The organism is Nitrosospira multiformis (assembly GCF_900110185.1).
Taxonomy (GTDB): domain Bacteria; phylum Pseudomonadota; class Gammaproteobacteria; order Burkholderiales; family Nitrosomonadaceae; genus Nitrosospira; species Nitrosospira multiformis_A.
The window spans coordinates 185,275-203,668 of the sequence record NZ_FOCT01000006.1 but is presented as its reverse complement, the minus strand read 5'-3'; the positions used below and the strand labels follow the sequence as shown (position 1 = coordinate 203,668).

The following is an 18,394-nucleotide window of genomic DNA, read 5'->3' as shown; positions in this document are numbered from 1 at the left end:
AAAAATTGAAAATAACAGCAGAGGAAATAAAGCAGAAGGTAGTCAAGTTTGTTCAAGAACTACTGCTGGATGAGGAGGACAGGTGCGCCATTACTCCGGCACTCATCGCTGCGAAGATCGACATGGTCGTAGCGATGAAGCCGTCTTGGGGAGAAGATCTGCATCGTGACGCTGTAACGGATGAGCTTATCCGTCGGTTTAGCCTATGGATCGGGCAAAACACTACCCTTAGGAGCGATGTCGGGCATGTCCCCTGGCTGAATTCGTCGAGAAAACAGGATTGGCGTTACTGGCAGCGCTATCGCGAGTGGCTCGAAAGGAAGCTTTCGTGGAAAGCCGTAGAGGCTTTGAACAAGTCAACCGACAGCATTCTGGAATTATTGGAAGATCCCACGCGAGAAGGGCATTGGGATCGCCGCGGACTCGTTGTCGGCCATGTGCAATCCGGCAAGACTGGAAGCTACACGGGGCTTATCTGTAAGGCGGCGGATGCGGGCTATAAGATTATTATCGTGCTCGCCGGCCTGCATAACAACCTACGATCCCAGACTCAGATACGGCTGGAGGAAGGATTTCTCGGGTACAAGACATTGGCAGACCGCGAAACCGCAAGCGTAATTGGGGTGGGTGAAATAGACAGCGACAAGAATATTTATCCCAACTGTGCGACAAACCGATCCAATGCCGGGGACTTCAGCACAAGGATTGCCCGCCATTTAGCGATTTCTCCCGAAGAGCGTCCCTGGCTCTTTGTCGTAAAGAAAAACAAAACAGTTCTTCGGGAGTTGCTTAAGTGGGTTCAGAATCACGCGGCTGACACAAATCTACCGAGGACAGATGGCCTGGAAGGTTTCGATGATGGGCTGCCCAGAGTGCAAAAAATTGTAACCAAGCTTCCATTGTTGATTATTGATGATGAGGCAGATCATGCTTCTGTAGATACCCAAGAACAGGTTTTTGATGCCGACGGGAACCCAGATGAAGAGCATTCCCCGACGACAATCAACAGACTGATCCGGAGACTCCTGCATTCATTCTCAAGGGCGGCTTATATAGGTTACACCGCAACCCCATTCGCAAACATTTTTATACATGAGCGGGGGGAGACACGCGAGGAAGGGCCCGATCTCTTTCCTTCCTCGTTCATTATCAATCTCGCAGCACCTTCGAATTACATTGGTCCAGCACAGATATTTGGATTATTGTCCCCCGAGGGTCGTCAGGGTGGACTGCCTCTTGTACGCCACATTAGGGACCATGCTTCCGAGGATGGTCGGAGTGGATGGATGCCGATAAAACACAGAAATGGTCACCAACCGCTGTACAACGGCTTCGCGAGCTTGCCACCATCGCTTGTCGAGGCTATCGATGCATTCGTGCTTGCCTGCGCGGCGCGACGTGTACGAGGTCATGAAAGTGAGCACTGCTCAATGCTCGTGCATGTCACTCGCTTCAATTCTGTTCAGAGGGAGGTTCACAGACAGGTCGTGGCGCAGATTGAACACATGCGTCAAAGGATCCTTAGATCCATTGACCACGAACAAACTCTTATACGAATGAAATCACTGTGGGAGACGGACTTTATCCCAAATGGAACAGCTATACGAAAGGCCCAACCTAATCAAACGTCATTCCTAATACCCTCTTGGGACAAGATTCTTGCTGTATTGCCCGATGCAATTTCTGATATCGAAATTAGGATGATCAATGGTACTGCGAAGGATGCGTTGGATTATGACGAGCACGACGGCTCTGGCCTCAAGGTAATTGCCATCGGGGGGGACAAGCTCTCGCGAGGTCTCACGCTCAACGGTCTCTGCGTTAGCTACTTTCTACGAGCTTCCAGAATGTATGACACTCTCATGCAGATGGGTCGTTGGTTTGGCTATCGGCCCGACTATCTCGACCTGTGCCGTTCTTATACGACAACCGAACTTTCCGATTGGTTTGGTCATATTACCGACGCCGCCGAAGAACTGCGGGAAGAGTTTGATCTGATGGCTGCAAGCGGGGCCACGCCGCGGGACTATGGCCTCAAGGTCCAATCCCACTCGGTGCTGATGGTGACGTCCCGCCTTAAGATGCGGGCCGCGAGAAACCTGATGCTTTCATTTAGCGGGCAGCTGCTCGAGACCGTATCTCTTTATCGCGATCCTTCGATTCTAGAGCACAATTTTCGGGTGACAAGACGACTGCTTTGTAGCCTAAACAACCCGGAGGTTAATCCTGTTCGGATACGGGCGCATTCTCGTCAAGAATGGAAGGGTTTCCTCTGGCATGACGTGGCGGTGGAGTGCATAGTGGATTTCCTGATGGCGTATAGAACGCATCCGGAAGCATACAAAGTCAACAGTGTGTTAATCGCTGAGTTCGTGCAATCGATGGCAATCGCCGGTGAGCTTATAAGATGGACAATCGCTTTAATCGGCGGAGGAGAGGGCACAGCAGAAGAGATTTGTGACGGGATCAAGGTAAACATGCTTAAGCGCGTCAATAGCAGCTCATCCGAGAATCGATACTCTATTGGGCGCCTTATCTCCCCCAGGGACGAAGCCATTGATCTCGATGAAGCTGCTTGGGAAGCTGCTCTAACGGCAACGCGTCAATCATGGCACGCTGATCCAGCGCGACACAAGGAAAACAAGGAACCGGAGCTCCCAAATGGGCTAGCTGTTCGAACAATTCGAGGCTTCGGGGCGAACGGGGTGGCAGCACGGCCTGACCGGGGTCTACTACTTCTATATGCCCTTGATCCTAAACTTGCTGATCCGGAGCCTGACCACACTCCTCCCATTTTTCCTCCCGATACTCCGCCCATAATCGCTTTTGGAGTTAGTTTTCCCGGAAGCAACTCCGGTTTTAAAGTTCAGTACAAGGTCAATAATGTTTTATGGGAACAGGAATATGGCGCTGCTGAGTAAGAAAGATGAACTTCTCGCGGCTTGGCGTGCGCTCAGCGGCATTCTTGGGCCGGAGGGCTGGCGCACCATTCCCGTCGCATACGGAGGGCCTTGTCCATTACTTGCAGGTCGGCGCTTTCCAAGTAACGAAGAGACTCTACTCGTCGGGTTCGCTTCTATACATGTCCCGCGAGAGCACCAGTTACCTCAGGGTCGCGGATTTCTTGTTTCCAAGGTTCACCTCGGGGATGATCTGGAAGATTGGCTCTGGATTGCACTTCGCCGTCAGAGCGCTGGTAGCCTCGATCTATTCGCAACCATGGCTGACGATATTGTAACGATGCTCTGGGAGCACCGGAGTGGGAACAATAAGAGATTGTTTCAAATCCTTCTAGCCCGAATCCATGCATGGCAGGATTTTATGCATCGAGAGGGAGACGGAGTCCTCAGTGCCGAGGCAGAGGTCGGCCTCTTCGGTGAACTAGAATTATTACGTACCCTCATCTCCGCCGGGATTCCCGCCCTAGGTGCTGTCCATGCATGGGAAGGACCGCTCGACGGAGTACAGGACTTCAGAATTGGAACAGGGGCAATCGAGGTAAAAAGTACGCTGTCTTCAGGCTGCTTTATTGCACTAATTGGCTCCCTTGATCAATTAGATGATTCGTTGGTGTGGCCTCTGTTTCTTGCAGGAATTCGACTTGTGTTGTCCTCCTCAGGAAGAACGCTCCCTCAACAGGTGAGTGAGATACGTAAGCAAATGAGCAGCGAGCCTGCTGCGCTAGTGGCCTTCGATAGTTGTTTAATTTCCGGGGGCTTTCTAGCCGGGGCCGCCGAGCGTTACACGCGTAAATTCCTCCTTGAGAGGATAAGGATCCTGCGCGTATGCGAGGATTTTCCACGCCTGACTCGGGCAAATGTCGCCAGTGGCATCAGAAAGGCTCGTTACGAAGTTGATCTAGACATGATTTCCACTAGTGATGTGGAAATTGGGGATGCACTGTTACAACTTGGAGTGACTCAACCATGGAATTAGACGATTTCCTGGCGCAGACTCAAGCCGAGGTTCAGGCAGAAATCGGACACCGTTTAGGGGCGCCAGAAGGAGTATATCCATACCCAGCGTCAGTATTTGCCGAGATCGTGATGCAGCACATGTTCGAGATCGGCATGACCTTCGAACCAGAGGTATGCCACTACTCAGCCAAGGTTGGGAATGCCAACTTGCTTCTCAGCGGTTTTGCTGTCTCTGAGGATACCGATCAGCTTGATCTGTTCGTCAGCCTCTACGATGGCGTGGACAAGGTCCTTCCAATAGGGGACTCTGAGACCAAGACCGCAGCCGAACAATGCCTTCGCTTCCTAGCGAAGTGTTCTGAGGGCAAGTTGGCTGAAACCATGGACCAGTCCAACGATGCATACGCGCTCGCGCTAACAATCCAGGGATGCTACAACAATCTCGACCAGATCAGAATCTACGTACTTACCGACAGACAGGCTAAAGCAAAAAACTTCAAAGCTCGAGAGGTGAGCGGCAAGACGGTGAAACTTGAGGTTATGGATATAGAGCGGCTGCACCGCCACTGGTCGGAGGGCAAGCCCCGCGACGAGCTCGTGGTAAATTTTGATGAAGTATGTGGTGGGGCGCTACCTTGTGTTTACGTCCCCGGCGAACTGACGGATTACGACTACGCTCTTACTGTCATTCCTGGGGACGCGTTACGCTTCATCTATGAGAAATATGGTGCCCGCCTCCTTGAGGCTAACGTTCGGTCGTTCCTGAGCGTGACTGGCAAGGTCAACAAGGGGATTCGAGACACCTTACGAGATGATCCAGAGAGGTTCATGGCTTACAATAATGGTATCGTCCTCGTAGCTGACGAGGCTCATCTTGGAAAGACTTCTGATGGGGGGCCAGGTATTCTTTGGCTAAGAGGCATGCAAATTGTCAACGGCGGACAGACAACCGCTTCCATATACTTCACAAAGAAGAGGTTACCTGAGATTGATCTGCGACGTGTGCGAGTCCCAGCCAAGGTAATTGTCCTGCGTTCGCAAGAAGCCGTGAACGAGGAGGTGTTAATCTCTGAAATCTCCAAGTATGCCAATAGCCAGAATTCTGTGAAACAGTCGGATCTATCGGCTAATAACTCGTTTCATATTGAGATGGAGAAGCTCGCGCTGTCGACGTATTGCCCCGACGGGGTGGGTCGCTGGTTTTATGAGCGGGCTGCCGGCAGTTATAGCACAATGTTGGCGCGAGAGGGCACTACACCTGCACGCTTGAAGCGCCTGAAGGAGGTCGTCACTCCACCTTCCAGAAAAATTTCCAAGACAGACCTAGCGAAATACCTGAATGCATGGGATCGAAAACCTAATCTTGTTAGCCTGGGCTCGCAAAAAAACTTCGAGCGATTCATGGATGACCTTAGGGCCCCTGAGGGGCAGCTCTCAGTTCCCCTTCCCGACGTTGTCACGTACAAAGGAATAATCGCCAAGGCCATTCTTTTCAAGAAAGCCCACGCGCTTATTCGTCCGATGTTTCCGGCATTCCAGGGAAATGTTGTGACCTACGTTGTTGCGCTGCTTGCCGATCGTGTCGGCGACAGAATCGATTTCGAGAAAATTTGGCTCAAACAGGATATTTCGCCTGCTCTCAGAAACCAGCTGCATTTATGGGCTCCAGAGGTCAATGCAGTTCTGCACAGATCGTCAAATGGGAAGATGGTCTCAGAGTGGGCTAAAAAACCCGAATGCTGGGATGCCGTTCGATTGGCTTCATATTCTGCGATCCGCGAGGATATCCCCGAGTTGCGCTGACAAGAATACTGCCAGTTGTTGCTTTTGATCAGGTCTGGGGCAGTTCGAACAAAACCAGGAGTCAAAATGGGCGACGTGATGTCTCCTAGAAAGCGCAGCGAGTTGATGTCTCGTATACGTGGTAAGAATACATCCCCGGAGTTGAAATTGAGGCGAGCCCTATGGGCTATAGGTCTGAGGTACCGTCTCTATCAGCGCATTGGGCGCGCCAAACCTGACCTAGTGTTTAAGCGAGCGCAGTTGGCGGTTTTCGTTGACGGCTGCTTCTGGCACCAGTGTCCACTCCATAGCGCGATCCCCCAGGGGAACCGAACATTTTGGCAGGCCAAATTGGGGCGAAATGTAGAGCGCGATATGGAGACGAACGACGCCCTCACTACGGCGGGATGGGAGGTGCTCCGTTTCTGGGAGCATGATATCGATATTTCGGCTGAGCTGTGCGCCCGTAAGGTGGAGGAGGTGATAGCAAGCCGCCTTTCGGGAACGCAAAGAGAAAAATAATGACTGTTTATTCAGGCAAAGAGCTCATTACAATCGACCTTATCGTTGATGCTGTTTATAAGGGTTTCAAGACCGACAAAGGAGGAATGTCGGATCCATTGGTGCGGCTCGTTGGTGTTAGCCGGCAAGGGGGTTTCCGTTACCGAGGCACCCGAGACCGACCCACCCTACTTGTACTCACCTCGAATCTTGCAGAACTAGATTGGCCCGATGAACTTGATTCTGTTTCCGGCCGGTTTGTCTACTATGGGGACAACCGTCAGCCGGGTCAGCAGTTGCATGACACTCCGCGGTTCGGGAATCTGCTATTGAAAAATATTTTTGAACTTGCACACAGTGGCCGCCGCAAAGAAGTTCCCCCTATCCTCATCTTTACCTCAGAAAGTCCTGGTCGATCTTTTCGTTTTAGAGGGTTGGCTGTGCCTGGGCATCCTGCAATGCCACCGACTGAGGATTTAGTGGCAGTGTGGAAAACGGCCAATGCCGAACGATTCCAGAATTATCGTGCTGTTTTTACGATTCTTGATGTCGCCGTAATAAGCCGTGACTGGGTTCATGCTACGGGTTCAGGTGTGCCCAGCAGTGTTCAGGCTCCGGTAGAGTGGCGGGCCTGGGTTGAAAACGGTGTGGCGAAGCCCCTTGAAGCACCCAGGACTCATTTGATTAGAACAAAAGCCGAACAGTTGCCAGCAAACGACAATGATATGGATCTAATCCGTGTTATTAAGGATCGGTACAAAAATAATGCTTTTGGGTTTGAAGCATGTGCTGGTGCACTTGCGAAACTCCTTCTCGGGAAGGTGACCAAGCTTGATCTTACTCGCCCTTGGCGGGACGGCGGGCGGGATGGTGTTGGAATGCTTCAACTGGGCCGCGGGGCAGCCTCAATAGAGGCAGCCTTTGCACTCGAGGCAAAGTGCTATGGATCGGCGAATTCAGTGGGCGTACGTGAAGTCTCTCGCCTTATCAGCCGGATCAAGCATAGGGAGTTCGGTGTCCTCGTAACGACAGCGTTTATTGATCGCCAAGCCTACCAGGAAGTGGTCGATGATGGTCATCCGGTGATTTTCGTGGTAGCGATGGATATCGTGCGCTTGCTGCGTGAGGCGGGGTATAGCTCGCCCACCCTAGTATCACAATGGCTTGATACCTTTTTAGAAGTCGATAATTCCGCCCGGAATGAACGGAGTAATGGATGGGAGCGGGAGGTACAAGGCTGCAAAATTGCTAATGATGACACGTTGCCTTTGCGGATTGGCCCAGATGAGCCATCCCTATAGTACCATCCTTTTTTTTCCATTTGCTCTACAGATGCCCTCTGCAGATCTTGGTCGTACTTGGTTTCCTCTCAAGAGGATGAATAAAAAGTTGCTATTGCTCTAAGCACACTGGGATGTACTCTAAGCCAGACAAGCTGGGGGCGCCGCCAGCGAAGTCGGTGCTTGATGCTGTATCGCCCTTATCCATCGAAAGATTATTGTCATGACCTCCGAACACACCCCATTTCCACATAGTCTTACTTTTTCACGTCTACTACCGTAAGGGAGTAAATGTTCCTTCCCTCCTCCCATAGCCCTCAACAGTTCGGTAGGTTGAAGCATACGCAAATAGGGCTCGTTACTTTTCCATGTAACCAAACCAAACCGGTCAATAGTAGTCACAGTGCGGAGCGGTGCATCGAGGCTCTGCCAACCACCAGCGTAATCGGAACCATAATAAACGATTATGAATGGCACATTTCGCCCCAAATTCGCCATGGCCCGCTCTGCTCGTTCGATAGTGGCCTTGGCTCTAGTCGGGCGATAAAGTTTTCCAGCCGGATAATCGGCATTCCAGTCGATGATGCTCGCGGCGCTAATAATAGGCTGGACTTTAGTCATCCGGAGAAGATCACTCCTACTTACGACAGAGCCCTCCCTGTCACAAACCAAAAACATTCTCTTGCGCGCCTGAGGGGTTCCAAAATCAGCCGCGTTTAAGTTGAGATCGCTAACCGTGTATCCAGAGTCTTCAATGGCTTTGACCAGTTCATTATGGCGATTCCACTTTTTCATCCGGTTAACATTTTCAATGATCACCCATCGCGGCTTCATTGATTCAATCCACGGAATGATACCAATGGCAGTTTCTCTGCTGCTTTCCAGGGCCGGTTTAGCACCACGAGCGATCGAGTGTGAAGTGCATTCTGGGGATGTGAGCAGAACATCAGGCTTGTAGCACTTGCCAATCTGCTCGGCGCTCATCTTCTCTATGTACTCGGTGATGACTTCTGCTTGAGGAAAGTTCGCTTTATATGTTTTGGTGGCTAAAAACCATGAGTCCACTCCTAGCAAGGGAGTTCCTCCTCCTCGCACGGCTCCCCTAGCACCCAAACCAGCCCCGCAAAAGAGATCCACAAAAGTTGTCGATCGTTCCGTCATTGTTTTTACTTCTCCCGCACCCTGGGACGAATAATATCACTGTCTTCAACAAGAAAATTGTTGTAATTCACGCCTTTCTTGGAAACCGCCAATTGGTCTAATTTCCGATCGATGAGGAGAGCATGCAAGAACAAGCGTGGTAGCTCCACGTTGTGGAATTAGAAAATAATTCAGTTACAATAATTTAAAGATTAAATGCGAAAAACGCCCTCACACTGAATGCGATCATGGGTACGTCGGGATCGACTCCCACAATTTGAGATGAGTCTATCGTACTTTTAGGATTGGGTTTCGCCACCTGTTCGATTAACCTTTCACTCATGCCATTAGAATTTATGACATCAGCGTCAGAGATAATTGAGAGTCCTGGTTCCCTGGATTATGGGTATCACGGAGGCTCCAGCCTTCAACTTATCAAGATAGTCAGCCCACTGCTGCATCATCATTCTGCGTTCTTTTAGGAATTTCGTACGGTTGTAAGCCGTACCCAAAGTGTCAGGAACGCGATGAGCTAGTTGGTGCTCGATTATTTCCGGTGCAATGCCCATTTCCTGATGAAGGATTGTTCGTGCCATCGCCCTAAATCCGTGGCCTGTCATCTCATCTTGCGTGTCATACCCCATGCGTCTTAAAGCCGCATTAACTGCCCCATCACTCATCGCCCTCTCATTACTACGTGCACCAGGAAAGACAAATTCAGTATGACCCGTGAGGGGCTGCAATTCGCGCAGGATGTTCACGGCTTGTGATGCAAGTGGAACAATGTGATCATTTTTGGTCTTGGTGACCCAGAACTTCCATTCAGCTTTGTCCAAGTCAAATTCTCGCCAGCGTGCCTGCCGAAGTTCACCCGGGCGAACGAACAGCATAGGGGCCAGTTTCAAGGCGCATTGCACGATAAATGTACCTTTGAACGCGTCTATGGCGCGTAATAGGGCACCAACCTCAAGCGGTTCAGTAATGGCGGCAAAATGACCTCCTTTTGCCGGGGGCAGGGCGCCACGCAAGTCCGGAGTAGGATCGCGTTCGGCGCGGCCAGTAGCAATTGCATAACGGAACACTTGGCTGCAATTCTGGTGGGCGCGGTGTGCCGTATCCAACGTTCCACGTCCTTCAATACGCCGCAGCACAGCCAGAATTTCCGGTGCGATGATCTCTGCCACTGGGCGGGCCCCCATCCATGGAAACACGTCTCTCTGGAGACGTTTAAGGGTTCGATCAGAGTGACTGTCTGACCATCCTGCCTGGTATTTGGAATGCCATTCCCGTGCAATAACTTCGAAGCTGTTTCCAGCGCGCTCCACTCTTGCTGTCTTCTGCGCTCTGCGATTTGCGCCAGGATCAACTCCTTGTGCATGTAGCTTGCGTGCTTCATCACGACGGGCGCGAGCATCCTTTAAACCGACGTCAGGATAGGCACCTAACGATAGCAATTTTTCTTTGCCATCAACGCGGTACTTTAAACGCCATAATTTGCCCCCAGCAGGGGTTATGTAAAGAAACATTCCCTTCTCGTCAGCCATCTTGTATGGCTTGTTACGAGGCTTCGCAGTTCGAATCGCAGTATCTGTAAGGGGCATTGGGGGTATCCTTTTGCATTCAGGCAGGAATACCCCCAACTATACCCCCTTTCTGGCTAAGTTTGTAGTGAATATCTATGGAGTTCTCTGGACAAATTAAAAGCAAAGATCGTTGTATTTATTTAATATATTGGATGTGTTTGGATTTTGCTGGACTATCTTTTGGTGGGCGGTACTGGGATCGAACCAGTGGCTTCCACCGTGTGAAGGTGGCACTCTACCGCTGAGTTAACCGCCCATTTTGACGTTATCCTGAACTGATAACGCTTGAGAGTGGCGCAATTAGAGCATAAATCGATGATTCTGGTCAACGCATCCACTTATGCAAATTGCGCATACGGGCTGCAGGAATGTTAAGGCACGACTTACTTACATTCTTGTAAAATGGCGGGTTTCCACAACTGTCGAGCTGATTCCTGTAATCGGCGCCTCACCCATGATTCGCACTCGTTTCGCTCCCAGTCCCACAGGCTATCTTCACATTGGCGGTGCTCGCACGGCGCTGTTTTCCTGGGCCTATGCCCGCAAGCATGGCGGTAAATTCGTTCTTCGGATTGAGGATACGGATCTGGAACGTTCCACTGCTCAATCGACTCAAGCGATTCTGGATGGTATGGCGTGGCTGGGGCTGGACTACGACGAGGGGCCGTTTTACCAGATGCAGCGGCTGGCGCGCTACCATGAAGTAGCGGAGCAGTTATTGCGCACGGGCCGTGCCTATTACTGCTATTGCAGCAGGGAAGAGCTGGATGCAATGCGGGAGCAGCAGCGCGCAGCGGGGTTGAAGCCGCGCTATGATGGTCGCTGGCGCGATTCCAAGGAGGAGCCTCCTGCCGGTGTGAAGCCCGTCGTGCGGTTGAAAAATCCGCTGGATGGGGAGGTAACATTCAAGGACCTGATTAAGGGTGAAATCACCGTTGCCAACAGTGAGCTGGATGATCTCGTGCTGCTGCGCGGGGATGGGGTGCCGACTTATAACTTTGGCGTAGTGATTGACGATCTCGATATGAACATCACGCATGTGATTCGGGGCGATGATCACGTGAACAATACGCCGCGCCAGATCAATATATTGAAGGCCTTGGGTGCACCTTTGCCGCAATATGCGCATGTGCCGATGATTCTCGGCCCGGATGGCGAGCGTTTATCGAAGCGGCATGGCGCGGTGTCGGTAATGCAATACCGTGAAGATGGTTACCTGCCAGAGGCGTTGGTGAATTATCTGGCCCGGCTGGGCTGGTCACATGGTGATGAGGAAATATTCAGCCGGGAGCAGTTGGTGGAGTGGTTCGATTTATCCAATATCAATCGCTCACCAGCGAAGTTCAATCCGGAAAAGTTGCAATGGCTCAACCAGCAATACCTGAAAACGGCAGATAACGAGCGGCTGGCGGAATTGGTAAAACCTTTTCTCGCGGCGGATGGCTGTGACGTTACGGGCAAAGGAGTTCCCGATTTGCGCAAGGTTATGAATCTGCTCAAGGAGCGCGTTAATACCATTGCGGAACTGGCGGATGCGGCCGTTTATTTCTTCCGTCCGCTGGAGCCGGTGGAGGAATTGAGAGCGCAGTATTTCACCGCTGAGGCTAAAGTTCCAATTCTCGATTTGCAGACAAAACTCGCCACGGTCGAATGGGAAAGCCATGCCATCAACGACGCAATCAAGGCCAGCGCTACGGCACACGGCGTGAAGATGCCGAAGGTGGCAATGCCATTACGCGTCATGGTTACAGGAGAGGCACAGACTCCGGCGATCAATGCGGTGCTGGAACTGCTGGGCAGGGAGGAAACGCTGAGGAGGATGGACAAGCAGCTTGAGTACTTTTCCAACTAATAACTAATATATGGCAGTTTCAGCTTAACCAGGACTAACGTGGGGAATATTCCACGAACCTATCCTGCCCCGTTCCCCTTTCCGCTCTCACCTTCGACAAGCATGCCCTGAGCCTGCCGAAGGGGTGAAGGGACTCAGGGCGAGCGGGAGGAAGAGTGGCCAGGACAAGCAAGGCGAAAGGTCAATTGTTCGCAGAGTGATCTGCCAGGGGATGATGAGGATGATATACTTCTACCTGTACATTGACGGGAAAAATAGTGGTCAGTATAATTCGCCTTCTTTTGCCGGGGGTATAGCTCAGCTGGGAGAGCGCTTGCATGGCATGCAAGAGGTCAGCGGTTCGATCCCGCTTACCTCCACCAGTTTATGGCAATATCACAAACTGACGGCAAACGGCTTTTAAGCATTTCAAAGTCCTCTGGTCCCCATCGTCTAGAGGCCTAGGACATCACCCTTTCACGGTGAGTACGGGGGTTCGAATCCCCCTGGGGACGCCACCAATTCCCCCAAATTCAGCTTGATTTTGTAATGGATACAACAAGCTAGGGTTTGGTGATCGAGCGTAATGCGGTCAACTATGCCGCGCAGCAAATCCTTTAGGGAATCTCGGTCAAGGTCTGGCAGGTTTTCTGAAACAGACTCCAGCATTGCCTTGACGTCCAACTCGCGTATTTCGCGCAGCGCTTTTGATTGCTTACGCACGGCGTCAAGTTGAGTCAGCTGTTCACACAGTGAATCCCGCCTGTTGGCGAATTCCTCAATTTTCTGAATTAACACTTCAGTTGCCGTTGTTTCGGAAAGCAACTCAGATAATTTATTTATTTTCGCATCAAGTTTTTTTATTTCGCTGCGCACTTCCTCGCCTTCCACATCATCGTCTGTCAGCTGCGCCGAGTGGCGCGCGCTTTCTGTCAGCGCTTTAACAAAAGCGGGAGACTGAAGATCACGAGAAATGTGTTCCAATACTTGAGAATCAATCTGCTCTGCATTAACGTTTTTGCTTCCCGCTCTATATCGGTGTGCGTTGCCATGCCATAACTCCCCATCCGGCGTAACAAGGATCCCGGTCAACAAGTGTTTCGCCTTCGTCTTGTAATTCGTCACCCTGCCGGAATTCAGTTTTTCTAGGATTGTCTCGGCCTCTGCATCGGTTATCAGTGCTTCGTGAGTGTTTTTCTGAATTACCCACTCTTCCCGAGGGCGCCTTTTGACGCCGCCTACATATCCGTCCGCGCTTTTTTCATTATGGACGTTCCACACTGTATGGCCGGCATATGTCAGCGCATTCCATTCAAGACCATTGATGGAACTGCTGTTGAGTTCCAGTCCTAGCTCACGTGCTAGAGATAATCTTCTGCCGCCCGCGGCTCTCCGTTTTAAGTACTCCCTCACCTTGGGCGCAAGGTCGGATGGAACAAGCCTGGATTTTGTCACGGGCTCCCCATCCCTTATTGCGCCCGTTGGAATGAATTCGAGTTTATAGCCTATCGGCGCACGGCCTCCGGCCCGATACCCTTGGCGCACGTTTTCAGCCATTCCAGCGAGCCCTTTTTCTCTGGACATGAAACTATGCACCTCGTCCATTGCGTGCAACACAGCGGGCAGAATAATGCCCGAGACACCATCCAGTTCAGGGGTTTTAGAAAAGATTACGGTGACGCCGCGTTTCGCGCATTCATGCTTGAATGCATGAGCAATATACTGATTGCGAGCGAGGCGTGAAGTATCCAGCATAAGAACGACAGACCATTGCCGTTCTTTTGATTTGATTTCTCTTAAAAGATTCTGGAACCCAGGGCGATTATCATCTTTACCACTTTCGACGGCATCAACGAATTCAGCGGTTATTAGATAACCCTTGGCTTTCGCCAGTTGCTGCAACTCCCGGCGCTGAGCATCTATCGAGATGTCCGATCTGTCCTTCGATGACCTGCAATACAGGGCGCACCGCGTTACGCTGTTTCTTGTCATGGAACTTTAAAAGCAAAGGGAGCGCGAACTCAACGGCAAGGCCAATATCCGGCGCGCCAATGCTCGTTATTGTCAGTCGCTTTTGCTTCATTCGTCAATTCCTGGATTCAGGTTGATCACACCATATCTCTTATTTAAAAATCCCGTGATGTACGGCATAGCTCAAAGCCATCGCGATATAAGCAGCGCGAGACATGCCCTGCGCGTCTGCTGCTGAGTCAACTTTTCGGAGCAGTTCCGGGGCGATAGTTATAGTGATCGGCTGCTTTCCCTTCCGCGGCTTTTTCTTTGGCTGCTCAGGTTGATTAACCTCTTTGGGCCGGTCCGGTTCTTTCGGAGCAGCCCCAGGAGCGCGCTCCACGAACTTCTGAAACGCGGCATCGTCGTCTACTATCTTTGGTCTCTTGCCTATCGCCATGATGTAAAGATGATGTACAAATGATGGTATCGAGGATGCGTCACTTCGTCTCCAGAGCGGCTTTATTCAAAGCATCACGATGCATATCCGCCATGCCCCAACCGTCAATGCCTCGTATGACTTGAGTAACCCTGTATCGCTTGATAACCTTTCCTGTTTCGCTGTCAATCACACTCGCATAATGCGAACCAGAGGGTTTCTTTACAACATATCGCAGTTGTGTCACTTCTGATCTTCCGCCGGGAATGTTGGGGCGGCCGCGAGTCCTTGCGCGTACGCCAATTTCATGCCGTCTCCGAGAGACGCTCCCTTGCCGACAAAAAGGAATCCCTCCCCGTAGCCATCGCACATTTCCTTAATCATTTCCTCAGTCGGTTCAATCGGAACAAGTTTCCATCCGTCTGGTATTTTCATTTCTTCAAATCCTCTTCTGTTAAAACGTGCTCGCGCACATCAAAAACTTGATAAAAGTTTGGTGGACAATGTTTCATGATCCATGACTTGATAAAGTCATCCAATTCCTGATGAGCTTCTCGTGTAACGTTTGGATAATCTTCGGCATACTCACCGCCGATGTCCCATGCGTTGTCGCTGATTCTGTCGATGATGTCGTCTGCATCGCATAATTGCTCAGGCTTCGGATGCTTCGCGTTGCCCACATACACCACGCCCCCAACCTCCAAGTCATCGTTTGAATCAAGTAAGTCGTCGAGGCAGTCATAGCGAAAATTTTCCTCGTCTGTTGACCAGCATTCTTGTGATTCTTTCATATTCCCTCCATCAAGATACTGGATACAAATGCGCCATAAGGCCATTCAGCTCGTCGATCGCCTTCTTGTCCTTACGCTTGGCTTCCAGCGCGGACATCCCCTTGCCACCTTCATTCGCAAAGCATTTGCGGTTATGGATGATGGTTGGAAGCAAAGACAGTTCGGGGAACTCAGCAACAGCCTCTGCTGCATCCTTGTTATCGGTACTCTTCACTGAGTTATCTCCACAGTTCACAACAGCGTAAGCAACGAGTCCATCCCGCATAACCCGCGCCTCAGCGATGATCTTTGCTATGTCAGCCATAGCCCACACTTCAAAGGTGCGCGGCTCGAACGGCACCAGGAGCACATCAGAGAGAAATATGGCGGCACGCAATGCGCTGGTATCGCGCCCTCCCACATCAATCACGACATCATCAAACCGCTCGGCTTGATGGCGAACCTGGTCGCGCAATATGTTTGCTTCTGGATACTTGGCGAATGCTATGGTCGGCTCAATCCCTTCTTCGGCTCGAGCGGCAATTGCGGTCTTGGCTGTGTCCTGAATATCCGCATCGATCAGCCATACATTTTTACCGGCTAGAGCTCTGGCGATAGCGATGTTAAGCGCAAGTGTTGTCTTGCCGACCCCACCTTTTGTATTGCCTACTGTCAATATCATTTTGATTGTCCTTTTATGTTTTTTTGATGTACTTGCTACATTAAGATGATGTAATGTTGATGTAGTGATACTGGCGAAATGATGTTAAGAAGCCATCATCTATCCATCAAAACGCCATTACTTCGATGTATAAATCAATGTGAATTGATGTAACTAACTCCTCAACCTCTTCCCCGAACTTGGAGGCAACGAAGCATCGCATGGCGGCGATAAGCGGTGTTGGTCCGTTCAGATTGAACTGAGACGTTTGCCACCACCTTGCCGATGCGTCCCACGATTTTCTGTCGCCGCTCTGCCAGATGTTTATGCCTTCTCTTTCATGAATCGGCCCGCCTTGTGACCAAGATGTGGACGGAGAGTAAAAATCTTCGTACCAATATTCATTCTTGTCATTTGGATTGGATGGATGAAAACCCAAGAAGAATTGCGCATCGTCGTTTGTTCTCACCTCCTGCCAACCGTCGCGCAAGGACCTCTTTAGGATGTGTCCTTCAGCCTTCGCCACCCAATAATCCAGCTTCGCGCCTTCCAATTCCGCTACCTTGATCTTCATCTCAGTCTTCCTTCGGTTCCTCGTGAATTGCCAGAGAGACATTCGTCCACTTGTTCTTGCTTTGTTGGATGTGCTGGACCACCTCATCGGGCAAATCGAAAACACGAGTCCTGAACTCAACATTTCCACCGCAATTTGCGGCCGCTCCAAAATCTGAAACGATTACAGCAAGTTTTATCTTCATCTCAACCTCCCTTCATTCCTTAGTCGTTCCTTCATATCCTTGCTCAGTTTGGGGTGCGGCATCCATGCGGCCATGCCCGGACCCCATACGCCTGTTATATCCCTGCCATATTCGGTCAGCATGCGGATCGATGATCCCTTCGGTGGCAGGTGATCTTCCGGATGCAGCCATTCTCCGGGAGGGGAGGCGAGGTATTTCATCCTTGCCCTGCCTCCACATCCTCATCCAGCATCTCAATCCTACGGTTACCGGTATCGACAATCTCCTCTAGGTCTTTCCGGAAGTCTTTGGCTCCGCGTTGTCCGGCACAAAGCGCTTTCTTGATGATGTGCTGTAGCGCTGGATCAGTTACCTCGAACAGTTCCAACACTCGGTAAACGTCGATGTGAGGGTAGGGGCAGAGCCGGTAGTAGTGGTTGTGCTTGCGGTCTGTCATCTCGCTCTCCGTCCACGATAGCCCCCGACCTTTACATAGAGTGATGCGAGGCGCTTAAACTCAGGATCGCCCTTGATGTAGACTTGGATAGTCACTTTCGATACGCCAATTTCTCGCGCCATGTCTGTGTATGTCCGGTAGTTCCTGAGCATTTCTAGCATCTTCGGGCGTATCTCTTCGAGACGCTTTAGCTTCCGCTCCCGGCTGATTGCGCCACCTAGAAGGCCCGCTTCATACGGAGTACATTTTCCCTCATAGAACTTGGCAGGCTTGCCCATCAGCAGCGCCAGGGTGGAGAGTTGGTTCACTTCCCCTCCAGCGCGGCGCGTAGGTTTTTGATTACAGTCAAATCCTCCGGGTATGCGTTCTGCAACAGAAAAGCGATTGTCTCCTCCGCCGCCTTCCTTAGTTTGTCGTTGGCTGGGTGGGTGTAGAGTGGCATCACTGGCAAGCTTCTCGCAGTTTCATGTAACGCACTCCGATGCTGCTGAGTCGCCCCAAACAAAGGCCCGATTTCAGGGTGAATAGGCACATACGCCACCGGCTCATCCTCCTGCGCTGGTGTAGGGGCGGCTGCTAGCATTGCACGGTAAACGCCGCCCGGGTATGACACCCCTTCATCGGACATAACGCCTTGAACCAACATATGCGGCGTCGGTTCTTCCGGCACTAATTTCCATCCATCTGGTATATTCACTTGCTTTCCTCCTCCTTCAGGTATTTCCTTAACTGCCTTGTGCCGATACAGAAATTCCGGGCAATCGATCCGAAGCAGCGTTTCTCAGCCAGCATTGCGTAAATATCCCGCTTGTTCAGTTCGAACTTGGCGCGGCTTCTGGCTTGTTTTGTCTGGACGCCTTTCTGTCCGCCTTCGTTTTGATACCCTTTGAGGCTTGCAGCCCTCAACGCGGCTAGGTCAGGAACAATTGTCAGGTGACACACGCCACGGAGTAACTCGTCTGTAGAGTAGGCCGGGATGCGCTCGTGTTTACCGATTGGCCGGACGATATGAACGGGCATCATGATTCGATCCACTCCCAGTCAATCGGCATAGATAGGTCGATAATTGGGCTGCATTCGGCTTTCGCTGCGGCCAGTGTTTGATGCAGCTCGCTTACCTCCTGCGCACGTTCGTCACGCTCTTGCATCCAGGAGAAGAGACTGAATATTGCAACGACGGTTATGAGGATTTGTGATACCGACATGTAGTAGGTCATTACTTGCGAGCCTCCAGCATTGTGTCTGCGAACAGGTAGCGTCATACGCAACCTCTAACGGGGAGCAATCATCTTGCCGCGCTATCAAAGCTGGCAAAGCCTTTGCCGCGAAGTAATCTCTGAGCGTCA

The 18,394-nt window shown here is 51.2% G+C and carries 23 protein-coding genes and 3 tRNA genes; 8 read left to right on the top strand and 18 right to left on the bottom strand.

Going from position 1 to position 18,394, the window contains the following annotated elements; translation table 11 throughout:
* The first annotated feature begins 5 nt into the window (after positions 1–5).
* The 5 genes from BMY01_RS09130 to BMY01_RS09110 all read left to right on the top strand — a co-directional run bounded on the left by BMY01_RS09130 (position 6) and on the right by BMY01_RS09110 (position 7,501).
* On the top strand, positions 6–2,921 hold the full coding sequence (locus BMY01_RS09130; RefSeq protein WP_217638642.1) for a Z1 domain-containing protein: 2,916 nt from the start codon (positions 6–8) through the stop codon (positions 2,919–2,921).
* Positions 2,905–3,936, top strand: a complete 1,032-nt coding sequence (locus BMY01_RS09125) for a PD-(D/E)XK motif protein (RefSeq protein WP_074746437.1) — start codon at positions 2,905–2,907, stop codon at positions 3,934–3,936. The genes BMY01_RS09130 and BMY01_RS09125 overlap by 17 nt, the downstream gene beginning before the upstream one ends.
* Positions 3,927–5,720 carry an AIPR family protein gene (locus tag BMY01_RS09120; protein ID WP_074746435.1) on the top strand — a complete coding sequence of 598 codons (1,794 nt, stop codon included), beginning with the start codon at positions 3,927–3,929 and terminating at the stop codon, positions 5,718–5,720. The genes BMY01_RS09125 and BMY01_RS09120 overlap by 10 nt, the downstream gene beginning before the upstream one ends.
* Before the next feature lie 66 nt (positions 5,721–5,786).
* Positions 5,787–6,221: a very short patch repair endonuclease gene (locus tag BMY01_RS09115; RefSeq protein WP_074746433.1), complete on the top strand. Its 435-nt coding sequence runs from the start codon at positions 5,787–5,789 to the stop codon at positions 6,219–6,221.
* Positions 6,221–7,501: a restriction endonuclease gene (locus BMY01_RS09110; protein ID WP_074746431.1), complete on the top strand. Its 1,281-nt coding sequence runs from the start codon at positions 6,221–6,223 to the stop codon at positions 7,499–7,501. Before BMY01_RS09115 ends, BMY01_RS09110 begins: the two co-directional genes overlap by 1 nt.
* Positions 7,502–7,621: 120 nt before the next feature.
* Here the strand turns inward: BMY01_RS09110 and BMY01_RS09105 are convergent, their stop codons facing one another.
* From BMY01_RS09105 to BMY01_RS09095, 3 genes are all read right to left on the bottom strand, one after another.
* On the bottom strand, positions 7,622–8,641 hold the full coding sequence (locus tag BMY01_RS09105; RefSeq protein ID WP_074746429.1) for a DNA cytosine methyltransferase: 1,020 nt from the start codon (positions 8,639–8,641) through the stop codon (positions 7,622–7,624).
* A 347-nt stretch (positions 8,642–8,988) separates the two neighbouring features.
* Positions 8,989–10,221: a tyrosine-type recombinase/integrase gene (locus BMY01_RS09100; protein WP_074746427.1), complete on the bottom strand. Its 1,233-nt coding sequence runs from the start codon at positions 10,219–10,221 to the stop codon at positions 8,989–8,991.
* Positions 10,222–10,384: 163 nt separating this feature from the next.
* Positions 10,385–10,459 (bottom strand) — tRNA-Val (locus BMY01_RS09095).
* A 198-nt stretch (positions 10,460–10,657) separates the two neighbouring features.
* On the opposite strand from BMY01_RS09095, the gene gltX reads away from it, so the two are divergent.
* From gltX to BMY01_RS09080, 3 genes are all read left to right on the top strand, one after another.
* On the top strand, positions 10,658–12,055 hold the full coding sequence (gene gltX, locus BMY01_RS09090; RefSeq protein WP_074746486.1) for a glutamate--tRNA ligase: 1,398 nt from the start codon (positions 10,658–10,660) through the stop codon (positions 12,053–12,055).
* Between the two features lie 286 nt (positions 12,056–12,341).
* Positions 12,342–12,417: transfer RNA gene (locus tag BMY01_RS09085), tRNA-Ala, on the top strand.
* Between the two features lie 59 nt (positions 12,418–12,476).
* Positions 12,477–12,552, top strand: a tRNA-Glu gene (locus tag BMY01_RS09080).
* Here the strand turns inward: BMY01_RS09080 and BMY01_RS18780 are convergent.
* The 15 genes from BMY01_RS18780 to BMY01_RS09005 form a co-directional block, all read right to left on the bottom strand.
* Positions 12,512–13,957, bottom strand: a complete 1,446-nt coding sequence (locus BMY01_RS18780) for a recombinase family protein (RefSeq protein ID WP_368086235.1) — start codon at positions 13,955–13,957, stop codon at positions 12,512–12,514. The genes BMY01_RS09080 and BMY01_RS18780 overlap by 41 nt on opposite strands.
* Positions 13,893–14,117 (bottom strand): hypothetical protein, encoded by a 225-nt coding sequence (locus tag BMY01_RS18305; protein WP_074746425.1) that lies wholly within the window; start codon positions 14,115–14,117, stop codon positions 13,893–13,895. Before BMY01_RS18305 ends, BMY01_RS18780 begins: the two co-directional genes overlap by 65 nt.
* A 39-nt stretch (positions 14,118–14,156) precedes the next feature.
* Positions 14,157–14,444: a type II toxin-antitoxin system HicB family antitoxin gene (locus tag BMY01_RS09065; protein ID WP_074746423.1), complete on the bottom strand. Its 288-nt coding sequence runs from the start codon at positions 14,442–14,444 to the stop codon at positions 14,157–14,159.
* Between the two features lie 40 nt (positions 14,445–14,484).
* A complete protein-coding gene (locus tag BMY01_RS09060; RefSeq protein WP_074746421.1) occupies positions 14,485–14,670 on the bottom strand; it encodes a FlaG family protein in 186 nt (61 codons plus the stop codon).
* The gene (locus BMY01_RS09055) at positions 14,667–14,858 is read right to left on the bottom strand and encodes a hypothetical protein (RefSeq protein ID WP_074746418.1); all 192 of its coding nucleotides are present in this window, start codon (positions 14,856–14,858) and stop codon (positions 14,667–14,669) included. Before BMY01_RS09055 ends, BMY01_RS09060 begins: the two co-directional genes overlap by 4 nt.
* Positions 14,855–15,214 (bottom strand): hypothetical protein, encoded by a 360-nt coding sequence (locus tag BMY01_RS09050; protein ID WP_074746416.1) that lies wholly within the window; start codon positions 15,212–15,214, stop codon positions 14,855–14,857. The genes BMY01_RS09055 and BMY01_RS09050 overlap by 4 nt, the downstream gene beginning before the upstream one ends.
* A gap of 10 nt (positions 15,215–15,224) precedes the next feature.
* On the bottom strand, positions 15,225–15,875 hold the full coding sequence (locus tag BMY01_RS09045; RefSeq protein WP_074746414.1) for an AAA family ATPase: 651 nt from the start codon (positions 15,873–15,875) through the stop codon (positions 15,225–15,227).
* Positions 15,876–15,981: 106 nt separating this feature from the next.
* The gene (locus BMY01_RS09040; protein WP_254772678.1) at positions 15,982–16,428 is read right to left on the bottom strand and encodes a DUF2591 domain-containing protein; all 447 of its coding nucleotides are present in this window, start codon (positions 16,426–16,428) and stop codon (positions 15,982–15,984) included.
* Between the two features lies 1 nt (position 16,429).
* The gene (locus tag BMY01_RS09035; RefSeq protein ID WP_074746412.1) at positions 16,430–16,612 is read right to left on the bottom strand and encodes a hypothetical protein; all 183 of its coding nucleotides are present in this window, start codon (positions 16,610–16,612) and stop codon (positions 16,430–16,432) included.
* A complete protein-coding gene (locus tag BMY01_RS09030; RefSeq protein WP_074746410.1) occupies positions 16,609–16,812 on the bottom strand; it encodes a hypothetical protein in 204 nt (67 codons plus the stop codon). Before BMY01_RS09030 ends, BMY01_RS09035 begins: the two co-directional genes overlap by 4 nt.
* Positions 16,809–17,048 carry a hypothetical protein gene (locus BMY01_RS09025; RefSeq protein ID WP_074746408.1) on the bottom strand — a complete coding sequence of 80 codons (240 nt, stop codon included), beginning with the start codon at positions 17,046–17,048 and terminating at the stop codon, positions 16,809–16,811. The genes BMY01_RS09030 and BMY01_RS09025 overlap by 4 nt, the downstream gene beginning before the upstream one ends.
* Positions 17,045–17,356 (bottom strand): hypothetical protein, encoded by a 312-nt coding sequence (locus BMY01_RS09020; RefSeq protein WP_074746406.1) that lies wholly within the window; start codon positions 17,354–17,356, stop codon positions 17,045–17,047. The genes BMY01_RS09025 and BMY01_RS09020 overlap by 4 nt, the downstream gene beginning before the upstream one ends.
* Positions 17,353–17,745: a hypothetical protein gene (locus BMY01_RS09015; RefSeq protein WP_074746404.1), complete on the bottom strand. Its 393-nt coding sequence runs from the start codon at positions 17,743–17,745 to the stop codon at positions 17,353–17,355. The genes BMY01_RS09020 and BMY01_RS09015 overlap by 4 nt, the downstream gene beginning before the upstream one ends.
* Positions 17,742–18,071 (bottom strand): hypothetical protein, encoded by a 330-nt coding sequence (locus BMY01_RS09010; RefSeq protein ID WP_074746401.1) that lies wholly within the window; start codon positions 18,069–18,071, stop codon positions 17,742–17,744. Before BMY01_RS09010 ends, BMY01_RS09015 begins: the two co-directional genes overlap by 4 nt.
* The gene (locus BMY01_RS09005) at positions 18,068–18,310 is read right to left on the bottom strand and encodes a hypothetical protein (RefSeq protein WP_175463237.1); all 243 of its coding nucleotides are present in this window, start codon (positions 18,308–18,310) and stop codon (positions 18,068–18,070) included. The genes BMY01_RS09010 and BMY01_RS09005 overlap by 4 nt, the downstream gene beginning before the upstream one ends.
* Positions 18,311–18,394 lie beyond the last annotated feature (84 nt).